The organism is Leptolyngbya sp. NK1-12, from assembly GCF_032598965.1.
GTDB lineage: Bacteria > Cyanobacteriota > Cyanobacteriia > Elainellales > Elainellaceae > Elainella.
In genome coordinates this window covers 1,523,008-1,538,318 of sequence record NZ_CP053586.1, presented here as the reverse complement: position 1 = coordinate 1,538,318, position 15,311 = coordinate 1,523,008, and the positions used below count along the sequence as shown (strand labels likewise).

General features: G+C 49.2%; 12 protein-coding genes. 3 read left to right on the top strand and 9 right to left on the bottom strand.

Annotated elements, in window-relative coordinates:
* Positions 1 to 239 precede the first annotated feature (239 nt).
* Positions 240 to 3,134 carry a tetratricopeptide repeat protein gene (locus HJG54_RS06110; protein WP_316433932.1) on the top strand — a complete coding sequence of 965 codons (2,895 nt, stop codon included), beginning with the start codon at positions 240 to 242 and terminating at the stop codon, positions 3,132 to 3,134.
* 129 nt (positions 3,135 to 3,263) lie between these two features.
* Here the strand turns inward: HJG54_RS06110 and HJG54_RS06105 are convergent, their stop codons facing one another.
* The 4 genes from HJG54_RS06105 to HJG54_RS06090 all read right to left on the bottom strand — a co-directional run bounded on the left by HJG54_RS06105 (position 3,264) and on the right by HJG54_RS06090 (position 6,648).
* Positions 3,264 to 4,148, bottom strand: a complete 885-nt coding sequence (locus tag HJG54_RS06105) for a hypothetical protein (protein ID WP_036002836.1) — start codon at positions 4,146 to 4,148, stop codon at positions 3,264 to 3,266.
* 105 nt (positions 4,149 to 4,253) lie between these two features.
* Positions 4,254 to 5,030, bottom strand: a complete 777-nt coding sequence (locus HJG54_RS06100; RefSeq protein WP_063834735.1) for a hypothetical protein — start codon at positions 5,028 to 5,030, stop codon at positions 4,254 to 4,256.
* 339 nt (positions 5,031 to 5,369) lie between these two features.
* Complete coding sequence (locus HJG54_RS06095) at positions 5,370 to 5,849, bottom strand: hypothetical protein (RefSeq protein WP_036002833.1); 480 nt, start codon at positions 5,847 to 5,849, stop codon at positions 5,370 to 5,372.
* 184 nt (positions 5,850 to 6,033) lie between these two features.
* Positions 6,034 to 6,648, bottom strand: a complete 615-nt coding sequence (locus HJG54_RS06090) for a hypothetical protein (protein ID WP_316433931.1) — start codon at positions 6,646 to 6,648, stop codon at positions 6,034 to 6,036.
* Positions 6,649 to 6,760: 112 nt separating this feature from the next.
* On the opposite strand from HJG54_RS06090, the gene HJG54_RS06085 reads away from it, so the two are divergent.
* Positions 6,761 to 6,943 (top strand): hypothetical protein, encoded by a 183-nt coding sequence (locus HJG54_RS06085; protein WP_316433930.1) that lies wholly within the window; start codon positions 6,761 to 6,763, stop codon positions 6,941 to 6,943.
* Positions 6,944 to 7,544: 601 nt separating this feature from the next.
* A complete protein-coding gene (glgP, locus tag HJG54_RS06080; RefSeq protein WP_316433928.1) occupies positions 7,545 to 10,568 on the top strand; it encodes a glycogen/starch/alpha-glucan family phosphorylase in 3,024 nt (1,007 codons plus the stop codon).
* A 149-nt stretch (positions 10,569 to 10,717) separates the two neighbouring features.
* On the opposite strand, the gene HJG54_RS06075 is transcribed toward glgP, so the two are convergent.
* The 5 genes from HJG54_RS06075 to HJG54_RS06055 all read right to left on the bottom strand — a co-directional run bounded on the left by HJG54_RS06075 (position 10,718) and on the right by HJG54_RS06055 (position 14,832).
* Entirely contained in the window at positions 10,718 to 11,680 is a 963-nt protein-coding gene (locus tag HJG54_RS06075; protein WP_316433927.1) for a hypothetical protein, read from the bottom strand.
* A 161-nt stretch (positions 11,681 to 11,841) separates the two neighbouring features.
* Positions 11,842 to 12,096: a hypothetical protein gene (locus tag HJG54_RS06070; protein WP_316433926.1), complete on the bottom strand. Its 255-nt coding sequence runs from the start codon at positions 12,094 to 12,096 to the stop codon at positions 11,842 to 11,844.
* Positions 12,097 to 12,117: 21 nt separating this feature from the next.
* On the bottom strand, positions 12,118 to 12,396 hold the full coding sequence (locus HJG54_RS06065; RefSeq protein ID WP_036002822.1) for a hypothetical protein: 279 nt from the start codon (positions 12,394 to 12,396) through the stop codon (positions 12,118 to 12,120).
* A 50-nt stretch (positions 12,397 to 12,446) separates the two neighbouring features.
* A complete protein-coding gene (locus HJG54_RS06060; RefSeq protein ID WP_316433924.1) occupies positions 12,447 to 12,686 on the bottom strand; it encodes a hypothetical protein in 240 nt (79 codons plus the stop codon).
* Positions 12,687 to 14,307: 1,621 nt separating this feature from the next.
* Positions 14,308 to 14,832 carry a DUF937 domain-containing protein gene (locus tag HJG54_RS06055; RefSeq protein WP_316433923.1) on the bottom strand — a complete coding sequence of 175 codons (525 nt, stop codon included), beginning with the start codon at positions 14,830 to 14,832 and terminating at the stop codon, positions 14,308 to 14,310.
* Positions 14,833 to 15,311: the final 479 nt, after the last annotated feature.

The window sequence follows — 15,311 nt, the reverse complement described above, 5'->3', positions numbered from 1 at the left end:
ACCGCTGCTACACAAACCCACCTAGCCATCACCTGCCGTTAGTCCATCTGCATAGAATTCTATCGGCCTACAGGCTCCTGACTCGCCAATAAATCAGCAAATCTCGGCTGGGATTTTGATCTCCTCCCATCATTCGGCATAATTTTGATTACCCTTGAAAAGATGGGCGATTGTCCCTTTCTTCCCCAATCCCTTAATCTTCTTCAACTTCAACCGCAACGCGACAGAGGAACCGCCTGATGAAGCGCAAAAATTTCCAGCTTTTGACCGGATTACAGCAAGGTATTGTGCTCTCTCTGTTGTTGTTATCGGTTGATGCAGCCTCGGCGCAGGTGCCCGTTGTCGGACCCGCCAAGGCCGAACTGCTGGCTCAAACCTCTGCCCCAGCCTCCGATCCAACCGAGCAGGCGATCCAGCAGCGTCTAGATGCGTTGAACCGCACTGCCATGCTGTTTAACGTCATGCTGGGCACGCTTGTGGTGATTACGGCAGGAGCCTTGATTGCGCTTTATTTGCTGCGGCGGTCGGTAATCCGGGAAGTGACGGCAATTGTCCAGTCCCATCTCAAGGAAATTGGCGATCTAGAAAGCCAGATTAGCAGTGCCAAGCAGGAAATTAAACGGCTTCTGCGCCACTATGAGGACTATGCCGACCAGTTAGGCGAGGATGCCAGCGCCTTTCAGCGCGAGATTGAAGTCAAACAGAATACGTTAGATGGTCTGCTGTCTGAAGTGGCTCGCCGCCAGAAAGAAACGATGGCGTCTCTGGAAAGCCAGTTGCTTACCGTGCAGAAAAAGTTTGGTCAGATCGAGTCGGAGGCAGCCGGACGACTTTCCGATCTGCAAATCCATGCTCAGCAGCAGCGGGACCAGTTTGTGCAGGAGCTGGACCAATTGCGCGGCGGTTTTGCAGGCCAGCTCAGCCAACTGCAAACCGAAACTAACCAGCACAAAGACCAGGCGATTCAGCATTTGGTGGATCTACAGGCCGATTTTGGCTCCTACCTGACTGAAATGCAGCAAACTGTGACTGCCGATGCCCAGAAACAGCGCGACCAGCTGACCGAACGGCTGCGGGCCATCGAAGCGGACTGCGTCGCCAACTTGAATCAGTTGCAAAATGACGCCTCCCAGCACCGCAACGAACTCTACGCCAATCTAGAAAAATTCCGCATCGAGCTGACCTCCCAATTGTCCCAGCTTCAGGCCGATATCCTGGCCCAGCGGGAAACAATCCGGCAAACTCTGGAGCATCTCTCGACTGAGCTGGTGGCGCAGCGGTCCAATGCCCAGGTAGAAATTCAGGCTCAAAAAGAGCTGGTGCGGCAAGACATTGCCCAATTGAAGCAGGAGTTTGCGGCCCAACGCGCCGAGCTGCAAAGTGATATCCAGACGCAACAAACCGAACTGCAGCGCATCCTGCGTCAATCGGAAGTTGAGTTCACAACGCGCATTACCCAGCTCCAGACTGATATTCAGGCTCAGCGCGAAGCGATTCAGCAGAACTTGGCCCGCCTCGATGGTGAGTTTGCCGCCCAGCAAGCCGAACTCCAGTTTGCCGCCCAAGCCAAACAAACCGAACTGCAGCGGATTCTGGACCAGTTGCAGGCCGAGGTGATTTCCCAACAGGCTAATCTGCAAGCTACCGCCGCCGCGAAACAGTATGAATTGCAGCAGATTCTGGAACGGATCGAAGCAGATTTCACGGCCCAGCGCTCTGACTTGCAAGTCGATGCCCAGGCTAAACAGGCCGAAGTGCGACAGTTGGTGGACCAATTGCAGGCCGAGTTCAACCATCAGCTCACCCAGCTTCAGACCAGTGGGCAAGAGAGCCGCGATCTAATGCTGCAAAATCTGCAGAAGGCCGAAGCTGACCTAGTCGCCCAACTCGCCAGCCTCAAGGGCGATGTTCAGTCCCAGCGGGAACGGATGCGGCAAAACCTGGAGAAGATTGAATCTCGCTACGCTGCTCAGTTAGCCGAGTTGCAGTCGGGAGCTGCGAATCAGCAAGCACAAACCCTGGCCCAACTTCAGCAGGCCGAAGCCGAGCTGTTAGCCCAGTTGACCGCGCTGCAACAGGAAGCCCAGGCTGAAAAGGCTGCTATTCTGCAAAAGCTAGGCGAAATTACCCCTCAGTATATTGCTGATGCTTTTGTATCCGAAACCCAGGAAAAACTCGCCAACCTGAGCGATCAAATCAATCGCCTCAAGGCTAGCCAGCCGGAATTGTTCTACCTGCCGGAAGACTACGTGCAGTCAGGAGAAGCCCTATTTGCTACCGGTGACTACGAGGCTGCGATTTACCAATACGACAAAGCCCTGGCCAGCCAGCCTGACAATGCCGACATCTGGATGAAGCGAGGCCGCGCCCTAGAGGAAATGAAACGCTACGAAGGCGCGCTGTCGGCCTATGACCGAGTTGCCAAGCTCCAGCCTGACAATCCCCTAGCCTGGTATCACCAGGGGATTGTGCTGATGGAACTGCGACAATATGATGCGGCGATCGCCATGTTTGACCGTGCTGTAGAACTCCAGCCGCAGGACTACAAAGCCTGGCTGAATCGCGGCATCACCCTCAACCGCTCCAAACAATTTGAGCAGGCGCTGGCCTCCTATGATAAGGCGCTAGAGATCAAGCCCGACTATTCGGAAGCTTATATCAATCGCGGCGTCGCCCTAGGAGCCTTACAGCGCTCGGAAGAAGCCTTTGCCGCCTTTGACAAAGCCACCCAGGTCGATCCAGAAAATGCCAAAGCCTGGCTGAATCGCGGTATGGCTCTGTTGGAACTCCAGCGCTATGCCGATGCTGTCGCCTCATTGGATCGCGTCACCGAACTTCAGCCCGATTCCCACAAAGCCTGGGATAGCCGAGGTTACGCCCTGCTGCAGCTCAACCGCGACCGGGAGGCCATCGCCAGCTTCAACCGTGCGATCAAAATCAAACCTGACTTTGCCAGCGCCTACTATAACCGCGCTATCTGCTACGCCCTGCAAGGCGAAACTGAGTCGGCAATGGAAAATCTGCAAAAGGCCATCGACCTGAATCCGCGCTATCGCAAAGAAGCCAAAACCGACCCCAACTTCAAAGAGCTTGCCCGCGACGACTGGTTCAAAGACCTGATTCAGGAAGGCTAAACGAAAACTGATGCGAGTTGAGTTGGCATCAGTTGGGTTGGCATTAGCTTGAAAAAGCTGGCAGAGCCTTAACCCCACCAGCCACTTTTCGCTTCGAAACAAAAGCCACACAAGGCAGCTTAAGATTGATCAGATCTCCGCCACGGCTCGTTCGATCAGGCGGCGGGCCAGAGTTTGGATGCCGGTATGGCGGTAATACTTCACGGTGACATCCAGAAACGCCCCCAGATAATCCAGCTTATCGCTGGAGATCTCGACAAACTTAGAAAGATTATTCACCAAATCGCCCTGCGTCAGATTGCGGGAAGAGACAAAGTCTTCCATCCAGCCTTTGGTGGACTCAAAGCTTTGGGTAATAAAGGAGAGTTTGCTCGCGTTGTCATCACCCGGAATTAGCTCATCGACACCCTTGAAGGTTTGGTTATGGCTCAGCTCAGAGGGACTGGTGCCCTTGAGGACAGAAAGCGCCTTTTCGGTAAAGCCCGCTCCTAGCGGAATCAAGCCATCGAAGGAAACTAGAGCTGCCATCCGCATCAGCGACTCGCCGCTGTAGTCTTTCAGGGCCGCCAAGAAATCACCAATACTGTCACCGGGAATGCCGTTGATCTGACAGAAGGCCACCAGTTCGGTCACCAGCTTGATGCAGAGGTCAATACTTTGGGCGCGTTCAGGCTTGGGCGTCAGGTGCTTCAAAAATCCCAAGAACGTATCTTGCCCAATCCGGTTGGCAATTGCGGCGGCTCCCAGCAATCCCGCTGCCGAATCGACCGATTCATAGAGCCAGAGTGCCCGCTGATAGCCTTGAGATTTATCGTTGTAGAGCGTAACGGCGCGTTCACCAATTTGCTGAATCAGAGCTTCGTCGGTTTCGCCAGTGACGGTTCGAATTGTATTGTCGAATCCGACCAGATTATTCCACTGGCCTGGAATCACAAAATCCAGAGATCTTAATGCGGTTACGGTGAGGCCACCTTTAGGCAACTCATCCACCAACTGATATATGGGTTTACTCACAATCGACTCCTTAAGCGTAAAAGTGCGAAAGCGGTTTAAACATGCTGAACTTAAACGCGCTGAACAAGCAATTCAGTTAATGTTCAGCTTGGTTATTCAGCTTAATTAAGATGCAGGTTGCGGGGCCAACAGGGGCTTCAGCATCGGTGGATACTCATCTCCGGGTTGGGCTTTTTTGGCTTGGGCTGAATCAGCAGCGGCTTTTTCCATCGCAGCGGCAGCTTTGGCCCTAACTTCGTCGGCCTTGGCCTTGATAGTAGCGGCACGGGATTTAGCATCGGTCAGGACCGGTTCAGCAACAGGGGGATTGGGTTGAGCCAATTTGGGTGTTTTTGCCTCGCTTGGGCTAGATTGCTTCGCTGTGGTGGTTGCTCCTTCTAATTTGGCCAAGCCCCGCAGGTCAAATTTTTGCAGCCAAGCTACCCGGTCTTCTTTTGTAAAGGAAGGATCGCGAGAGAGCACTTTAACCTGATAGCGGTCATTCACCAAAATGCCAGTCGTGGTTGTGCCCTGATCTACAGCTGGATAGCCCGCAATTTTTTCGGTGCTGTTTTTGTATTTAGCAGCAGCAGTCGGCAGGCTGAGGGTATCGTTGATCGACAGCATTGCCACCGTCTTGCCATCCTTGATCACTTTATATTCAGCAAACCCTTTCTTTTCCTGGGTGGGGATGACTTCATAAGAACGAGTTGGATCGGGGAAAAACTGATTGAACGTGCCGCCCTTCTCGGCCTTTTTAGCAACCGCACCGGGTGCTCCCCACCGGGTTGTGTCTTTTTGCACCTGTGAATAGCGCGAAGGAGTACTGGAACAAGACGTAATAAAGAGCAATAGGCTCAACAAAATGGGGACAAATATCCTAGACCAGCGAGCAAAAACCATTGTTATCTCCCTAAAAAAGCGAATAACACCAATTCCGTTTAGTCGTACATTGAGCTGTACAGTGGATTCTTTGGAGAATTGATATTTGGATTCTAACGGAAGAGTTGCGCAATAACTGAGCTTTGCAAAAGAATGCAAATTAACTTTGAGATTCAGCAGATTATTTCAGCGACTTAGCCACGGATTGCTCCAGAAATGAAGTGGCAATAACAACATGAACATAGCGCCTCTACCCGAAGAATTGATTCTAGGTAGAAGCGCAGGTAAGCCAGCCTCAATCTAGCCGACGATAATCAATGCTTATAATCAACAGGTATCGGCTGCCGATCAACTCGCCGATTAAATTGCTAAAGCTGTTTTAATTTTCGCTAGCGCCGCTGCTTCTGGAGCACTGACTTTGGGGTTGCCAGAACCGAACAAGCCGCTGCCCGCTGCATTGGCAACCGCGTCGGCACAGGAATAAACAAACTGCTTGAATTCAGTGATTTCTTCCGGAGTGGCTTTGCCCGATACAACACCCACGGCCGCATCGACTGCTGCTAAAGCCTTGTCTACTACGGCACCAGACTGCACATCCTCTGGCTTAATGTCCGGCTTTTCCATTTTAATTGCACCGCTCTTGATCGCGGCTTCTGAGAACACCGATTGGATGATCGAGTTATTGGGATACTTGGCAGCAGCACCCGACACTTCTTTTGACATCGCTGCCGCCTCAATTGCAGTCGAAACAATTCCCATATCGGCCATTGCAACCGCCATACCGATCATCATAGGGGCTTCGGCAATCGTGGTCATTTCTTGGGGGGTGTAGGTTGCCATTGTGCAAATTCTCCAATTGAAAACTTCAGATAACTCTAGCATTATTGAGTAAGAAGCAGATGTCAGCAATAGAAATCACATAAACAGTCCTTTCCTCAGATATTTGCCGAAAATCTCGCTGATTCTCGCTTTAATATTGGTTGCTTTAGAGTGTAGGCTGTTCCGCAGTATTAGAAAATGCACTCTAGGATACAAAGCGAGGATGGGTCTCCAAATACTGCGCCGGAATCCAGCCGCCATCTGCGAGTTCTACCCAGCTATTTTCATACCGTCCTGATAGCAGTACTCGCTGGCCATTGCGGAGATTGCCAGTAACTCGATAGCTGCTAGCTGGGCCAGAGTATATATCCAGCATCGAGCCATCGGTTTTCACGATTGCCTCAGAGCGTTCACCGTAATGTACGCGAGTATTTTTTACACCCGTATAGCGGAGATACTCGTCTGAACTGCGGCCTTTTGTCCAAGCTAACAGCAGCGGCAGCCCTACCAGTAATGGCAGCAACGTTAGCAGCCAGGGATTGAGCCAGGGTTGATAGGTCCTGGTAGCAGTTGTACCCGCACTGTCTCCCACGATGGCGCTGTTTTGAGAAGCACTATAGCCACAGGTTAATTTGTAAAGCTGGCCGTCTCGATTTAAGTTGAGTACAACATTCACCGTATCGGCATCAGCCGCCGCCACCGAAACCACATCCTGAACAGTGAAACCGTCTGCTTGCGCTTTTTGTGTGCAGGCATCTCGAGCGCGAGTTTCCAATTCTGGAGAAACACTCTGAGCATAGCCAGGAGATACTGAAAGCACTAAAGCTGCTGAGGCAACTACTAAAGCACTAGGGAACCTAGAGAATTTCACGTGTTGCATAATTTTATGTCCACACTTTAAAAAACGAAATTGCAAATTCGGACGATGGGCTATGCAGTTCCAAGCAACACACCTGCTGCTCGTCAACATCCAACCATTCACCTCAATCAACGCTCGAACACTTCAGGCAGAAGATCTCGGCGATCTGGAATTTCACGCTCAAAACATTGTTGCTCAAGACATTGTTACAATCGACTTTGATGGAATGCGCAAAACCAACGCCCCAAGCTACTGAGGCAACATCAAAAAGCGCTAAAAAAGCCAATCAGAACGGTCTGGAAGCAAAGCTCCACGAAATTTATTTTTCAAACCAGTACCAAACCAGTACCAAATCAAGAAGCTATTTAGTTTCCTACGAGGAGGATTTAGGAAGCCAACGCTGGGGGCAGTATACCAAATCTAGCTGCACTTTCAAAGTTTGCTGACAAATATTTAGAATATTTGGAACTTCTTGTCTTTACCTATCGCTTCTACGGGACAGTTCGGCGGTTACTGATCAGAATCTCTCATCATAATCTGCTGATATCATAAACAAACGCTAGTTAATCTATGCATAAAGCTTTCTTATAAACATATCGATGTAATCAGTTTTCAAAGTTTATATACTGAATGATGTATTTCATATCACCTCTAAAGTTGGCTGCTGTCTGGGAGAATAGCTTGACTTGGAACCATCTGGTTGGTGAGCGCGCAGCATACTAAGACGCAGCACACTAAGACGCAGCACACTAAGACAATGTTGAAAAATGACAACGTTGAAAAATCTTTCAAAAGTTTTAACACTTCACGTTTGATCCTTAGCAAGTTGGGGCGATAAGTCAGCAACTTTACGCAGTATGGATTCTGCTAATGCTTTATGGTTACTGCCAGTGGTGCTGTTGGGCGCAGGGCTTGCGGTTTTGACGAGAGGAATTTGGTCATCAAGGTCTGGAGCCGTTTTGAACCTGGAAGGGGATGGCTCTGAGTCCAACCTCCCCGATTTGGGGGAGCAGGAATCACAAAGGGCTGAAACAGAAACGGCTGTGGTCAATCAACCAGAAACGATTGCATCAACTGTAAAGGACGAAATGAACTCAACAAATGAAAATGTGATCGAAAATACAGATCCATCCGAGACGGCAGCACAGCAGGCTGATCAGGTAATTGGAGTAAGCGAAATAGAGGAACCTTTCGATTTAGCTGCTTGTTTGCCCGATCAGAACCTAACGGAAGAAACTGAAATTGTTAAAGAGGATGCTAATCAAGATGCTGATCAATTTGAAGAAGCACAAGTGACAGAAGCACAAGTAACAGATGCACAAGTGATAAATACAGGAGCTGCCGCGGAGAGCACTGAATCAACAGCAGACCTGGCAACACTGAAGGCATTTAGTAGCTTAAATCCAGCTGATCCGTCTCTGGAAGTTTGTACAGCCAGTCAGGTAGATAGTACACCCAACCCTATCTCAGCAATAGATGCAGCGATGGCAAAAATTATTCCAATTGCAACTCGCGAATCCTTCAACATCCGAATATTTCAACAGGCGTTCGTGGATACGTTGTATCATATCCGACATCGAACCCCACAAACCGCTACCGGTGCAGATGCCTATGTAGCCTTGGCAGCAATGGTGCGAGCACGTCTGCTGCGGTTCAGTTCCACTGAGCCATTGGCCCAAATCCAACCCGTGCGGGTTGAGATTTCTCCTGAATATGCCGTGGGGGTGCAGCTAGAAAATCATCTGGCCAATCTGGGTTTATTCGATCTAGTCCGGCAAGCCCTGCAAGAATTGGGGCTGAATTTAGACCAGCTCTGTGAACAGGAAAACTGGTCAGAACAGGAGACGGACGGTTTAGGTTGTCTAGTTGGCAGTAATTTGGAAGCCTACACAACCGTTGGCCTTGCTGCAATCGGATATGGGATTTATTCCGATGATAAATTTAGCGAGCCTGACGCACCTGACGCACTTGGCAAACCTGACGCACCTGACAAACGTGACAAACCTGACGATGCATCGTCTGCCCTGGATGAACATGATTTAACCCGAACTATCTGGGAGCTGGAACAGGCTGCTAGCGTTGAGGTAAAGTTTGGTGGCCATACCGAATTCTATACCGACGAGCAGGGACACTATCGCAAACGCTGGGTGGCCGCAGAAGTGGTACAGGCAGTTCCCTTGGATCTGCTGATTTCGGGATACGAGACAGAGACGATTAATCGGTTACGACTGTGGAAAGCAAATACCGCACTGCTACGTCAACCTCATTCCTCACCTGCCGTCAACCCTTCCGATCAGCAGCAAGAACTGAGCTGGAAGCAATGGTTCTTACTCGCCTCTGGGGCTGTTCAAGATATGATCCGGCTCCATCTCGAGGCTGAACGTCCGCTGGAGTCGCTGCCCGACCACTTTCGGGTGCAGTTAAATGATCCGACCACGGCCTTAACTCTGGCAGAACTGATGTACCAGCTTGTCGATGAACATCAGCTCGACTGGGAGCAGGCTTGGTCAATCACTGAAAAGCTCTGTAGCTGCCGCCTGTATCACTTGACTGCAACTGCACGCGGTGAGCAGTGGCCAATTGAGTTGTTCAACCAGCTCTTGCCCAGACATCTGGAAATCATCCATGAAATTAACCGGCGTTTTCTGGATCAGGTGCGGAGCCGTTTTCCTGCAGATGAGGAGCGTATTGGTCGCATGTCGCTGATCGATCAAAGTAGTGGTAATCTCCGTATGCTGCACCTCGCCTGTGTTGGTAGTGACCCGATTGCTGGTGTATACCCGCTTCACACCCAGTTGCTTCAACGCACGCTTCTAGCAGACTTCAACGACATGTATGCCGAACGATTTAGTGACACATCGGCCAAAATTACACCGCGCCGCTTTTTAGCTCAAGCTAATCCTCGCTTAACGAACCTGATTACGCAATGGTTGGGGAATAGCTGGATGATTCACCCTGAACAGTTGCAGCAGCTTGAATCCCTAGTCGATAATGCTAAATTTTGCGGTAACTGGTGGGAGGCGAAACGGGCAGCCAAACAGGATTTGGTGGATTATATCCACCAACAGACGGGCATTGCGGTCAATCTCAATTCCCTGTTCGATGTGCAAGCCATGCCAATCGAGGCCAACAAGCGCCAGTTGCTGAATCTGCTGCATATCATCACCCTCTATGCCCGTCTCAAAACCAATGCCAGCACCGATACGATTCAGCGCTTCGCGCATCGGTCTGTGCCGCGGACTTGCCTATTTGTTGGTGCAGCTGTGCCGAATCATCCGGTTGCCGCTGCCATTGCCCAACTGATCCGGGCTGTGTCAGATGCCATTAATGGTGATCCAGATGTCCAGGGGCGGCTACAGGTGATTGTTTTAGCGGACAACCACTATAAAACCATCCGTCATGTTTATGCGGCAACGGATTTAGCCGAGCAGATTCCGCTAGCCGATCAAGATGTGCCGAGTCTGATACCGCTGCAATTTGCCCTGAATGGCGCTATTACCATCGGAACACCCAACAGTGCCAACCTAGAGTTGCGGCAAGCCATCGGAGCCAAAAACCTGTTTCTCTTCGGCATGACGGCCACCGAAGCCGAACGCCTCAACGCCAGATATGATCCCTGGCAGCTCTATGACACCGATCCAGACCTAAAGCAAGCTTTGGATTTGATCGCATCCGGCTATTTCTCCTACGGCGACAGCAGCGTTTTCAAACCCTTGATCGAGTGGTTGATCAACAATGACCCTAATCTGGTGCTAGCGGATTACCAGTCGTATATGAACTGTCAGGAGCGCATCAGCCAGGCTTATCAGGATCAAAAAAATTGGACCTGGATGTCGATTTTGACCATCGCTCAGATGGGGCAGTTTTTATCTACACCGTGAGAAACAAGATTGGGAAACAAAATTAGAAAGCAAAATTAGAAAGCAAAGAGAAACAAAAAAGCAACAGGTCGTTAACCCGCTGCCGATCACATTTTGCTATTTGGCCAATTGTCAGGTTGACCTGACTTTAGATAACTTTAGATCCGACTTTAGATCCGAGTCACCGATAGGGTCACTTCGCCTTGGTTGTCCTCCAGGTAGGTGTCGAAGAAGAAGGCACAAACTGTGGCCGCTTCTCGAACTTCTAACCGCAGCATATCGCTGTAGCCATTCAGAGAAATCCAAGTTGCAGCAACCTCAATCCCTGTCTGCTGGTTGACCACCTTGCCGCCATAGATCCAGAGCAATACAATTGGCTCGCCCTGAAGGCTAGGTTCAGATCGATAGCCGAACGCGCCGCTCTTGATCCGAAGAATGTAGGTACCGCGCTGCAAGGTTCGGGAAACAGAAATTTCCTGCTCCAAGCTGCGCATAGTGTCTGGATCAATAAAGTGGCAGTTGTATTTGCTGTGGACCGTCAGGTTATCGCTGTAGCCCGGTCCTTCTACTGAAACGACTACTTCTCCCTCGTTGTCTTCTAAATAGGTGTCGAAGAAGAACCCGCAGAGGGTGGCTGGTTCAATCACCCGCAGCAGCAGCATGTCATTGTAGCCATTCAGGGTAGACCAAGTGGCACCCACCTCAATCCCAGTTTTCTGATTGACTACTCTGCCACCATAGGCCCAGAGCAACACAATCGGCTCACCGGGATGCCCTGACTCAATTTGATAGTCAAACGTACCGCTCTTAAGTCTGATGGTGTATAGTCCCGGCTGGAGCAACCTAGACACTGCCGTTTGCTGCTGGAGCCTGTCCATGGCATCGGGAGCAATGTAAAGGCAGTTTCGCTGACTGTGGACAACCAGATCTTCGTGGAAGCCACCGAGCGACTGCGGTTGGTACCCCTGTCCAGGGTCGGTAGTCGTCTGGGAGCTTGTTCGGGAGGTTTGATCGTCCGTGGTTTGGTAGGTCGTCACAACAGCTGGAGCTGCGGGGTTGGGTTCATCTGGCAAACGGGCTTCTCCGGTCTCAACCGTAGGCTGGTAGGCAAGTTGAGACATGGGTTGAGACATGGGTTGAGAAGTAGGCTGATAAAAAGACTCAGCCTGCCCAGATGGAGAAGCAGACTGAGATACATCAACCTGGTCAACCCGTCCGCTGGTCGATGCAGCTTGGTAACTGGTTGGATAGGTAGAAGCTGATGGAATGGGGCTAGCAGAACCAGCCTCGTCAACTAGTAAGTTTTTTTTTCCCCGTCAGTAAAGGGATTGGAGGACATGGTTTGACTGGTAGCCGGACAGGCCAGACCTGCGTCAACTTCCTCTACTTTGCGCACCTTGCGAACGAGGGTAATTTCCTCTTCTCTGCGGATGATAGTCCGAATCGGAGAGAGACAAACCACATCCCGTCGGGGGTCACGTCCAAAGCTATCAAAGCTGAGGGCATTGATGTCCATCGGAATCATTTGACCGTTAGGCTGATTGCTCATAGTGCTCACTAAAACTAGGGATTAGACACCGGTGGTTTGAGGTTGCTGAGCATAGCCTGCCTGCTGATTCGTAAACGGGTTAGACGTTACCGTCGCACTGTTTACCGGGCAAGCCAGACCTGCATCAACTTCTTCCACCTTGCGCACTTTGCGAACAAGGGTAACTTCCTCTTCTCTGTGGATGATGGTCCGAATCGGAGAGAGACAAACCACATCCCGTCGAGGGTCACGTCCAAAACTATCAAAGCTGAGGGCATTGATGTCGGCTGGAATGATGTAACTATTCGTTTGTTCGCTCATGGTAATTACCAATAGTGAATCTTCAGCGATGTTGCCAGTCTTTGCAACGATTACTGCTGAGTAAAGGGATTGGAGGACATGGTTTGACTGGTAGCCGGACAGGCCAGACCTGCGTCAACTTCCTCTACCTTGCGCACCTTGCGAACGAGGGTAATTTCCTCTTCTCTGCGGATGATAGTCCGAATCGGAGAGAGACAAACCACATCCCGTCGGGGGTCACGTCCAAAGCTATCAAAGCTGAGGGCATTGATGTCGGCTGGAATTAGGTAGTTGTTTGTTTGCTCGCTCATAATTCAATTATTCCCTGATAGGATTTCCAAGAGGTATTCTAACTATTTGAAGGGTAAAAGTAAACCCAAAAATTGAATTTTTTATTGAAAAAATTGAGCTTTCTCTTACTAGAAATTCATGGCAAAACAGGCCGCTGATTTAGTGAGAATCTGTTCAAACAACGGCTCTAAGGCATTACCTTTACTTCAATATTCTTTTTTCTAAAAGTCTCAAAGAGGCTGATTTTTATCAACAGCCGCTAAATCTAGTCATGGGTCGCCCCCTACTGATATCTCTAGGAATCAGAACAAAAAGAAGGAAACAATTCAGCAGAACAATATAGCCAGAAGATATAGCCAGAAGAAGTTCAGAACAAATTCAAGAATTAGCGCAGCAAAAAACGCTGCCGCAGAAGTGTATCTAACCTGTAATTCAGAGGCTAGTGTGCAGCTAGGAGCATAAGGTTAAATGGTAAGTTTCCTAACCTCACAGAGTTTGAGCGTTAAATCTGGCATCGTAACACCTTACAACAAACCAAATCGCATTGATCCGCCGATGCTTCAACCTGAACAACCCTTATCCATTTATACTAAATGTACTATCCGCCAACTTCATATGCTCGGAGTGAAATCAGCAAAACTGTGACAGATGCTATCTCTACAATCAAAAAACCTGCTTGATTGGTAATCCGAGAAAATGTAGCTCTCAGCAGGAAATGGCTTTTAGAAAAAATTCAGGTTACAAAAATTGTTTTAAGAAGCTTTCTTGGGAAAATTTGAAAAAACCTATCTCAGAAGAAGCTGTCAGATGAACTGATAGGAGAACTAATAAGCCCAATATCAAAAAGGATAACAAATCGATCGATTTTTTTGAAGTGCTCTACCAAACATTTTTATCTATTTTCCTGATTTTATTTTCTAGATTTTGACTTGAACCTATAGCAAAAACCTATATGGGAAGCGGTCCGAAAGCTTTAATTAAAAAAATTATTAGACTGATTAAAGATAGGAATCTTTGAAGCTTAACCTATTTAGTTCCTGCGATAAAATTAAATTTTTTCTTAATTATTAAAATCAGATCACTTGTTCTATGTAGTGGATTAGCATCACAGCAACAGCAAGACAGTCTATTCACCTACAGCCTTTTTCAGGCTAGTGAAGTACGAAAAACGGGGTATAGAGGCACCGCCCCTACACCTCACATGAGTGAAAAACGCTGTATTAAGAAATGGCTAAGTAATGACATTGAGAAACTGTTTAGAAATGAATTTTAAGAGGCTAGAATCGGCTTCACATCTGACTCACCCTTCTACCCTAACCTACCGTGTACACAGATCTCGATCGCGACTCAATGCAGGGGGTGATCCCCCTAAATCTCCCTAAACCTCTACGAGAATGAGCCTTCGGCGTAGATCAAGGGGGACTTCAATCCCTGATTGGTAGGTGCGCCTCTTCCCCCTTTATTTAAGGGGGGTTAGGGGGGATCTTCGACTTGTGTAGACCCCGTAGCCTACCCTAACGGGAGAAGGCAAAGCCTATAAAAGAAGGGAACCGTAGGCGAAGCCTACCCTGCGGGCATAGGGGGATTCAGAGGGATCTCAATCTTTGTTTACAAACAAGCCCTATAATAACTTGCCAATACCTACACAGGGCTGAGAAACCGGTTTGCAAACTTAAACACATCACCCAAGTCGGTATTTCCGCTGCTGTTTAGGAAGGCGCTCAGTAACGGATTGCCACCACCCGTTCCAGTTGTTTTAGCCCCCATACCGAGGAGACCCAACACAGCTGGAATCAGGAGCGGCAGAATACTCCCTAGAATATTGGAGCTTATGCCAGTTTTCTGGGCAATCGTTTGAATCATTTGCTGCTGCATCTGGGGTGGAAACAAAGCTGAGACAGTAGATGCACTAGCTGTGGTTGTGCCAGCGCCAAAGCGACCGAGCAACGTTTCTAGTTGGTTTTTTCCCATCATAGATTGCTGTTGTTGCAGGGCTGGTTGGAGAAAGCCGCCCAATGCCGATATCAGAGATTGGGTTGTGCCTGCATCGATGCCTTGGTTGCTTGTCGCTTGCTGAACGGAGCGAGTAATGGATTCAAGTTGCGAAACGCTTCCTTGCTGATTAGGATTATTGATTGCCTGCAAAACATCAAAGAATAGTCCCATCGGTTTACCTCATGATTATCAGTGAATTAAAATCAGGTAAAGATTAAGCTAGGTCAGATCGATTTAAGGCACTACAAACCAACAAATTTCTGAACTAATCGATGAATGAATGTAGAAGCTTAACCTCAACTCTTTCTACCTGTAACGCCGAACCTCGTATGCCGTAGCAACTGTTGGTAATAGCTCAGAGCTTGGAACTGACCCGTTGCAACTTACAGCACCTAGCTATGTAACTCAGGCATTCAGCTTGGGCAGAACAGAAAATGCACGAGTGCTCATAGCTAGGTAACCAAGGCATATGGGCCACTTGTATCTCCGCTTAGCGATTCACTAGCTTATAACCGTCTCTATATCCACGAGCATACTGTGCTTCGAACGCTTTCCGATCAGTCACCTGCAAATTTGGTTGAAAGTCCTTGAGAGCCATCGCATCCGCCTTACCTTGCTGATAGCCTTGAACGTAATAACGATGGGCTGCT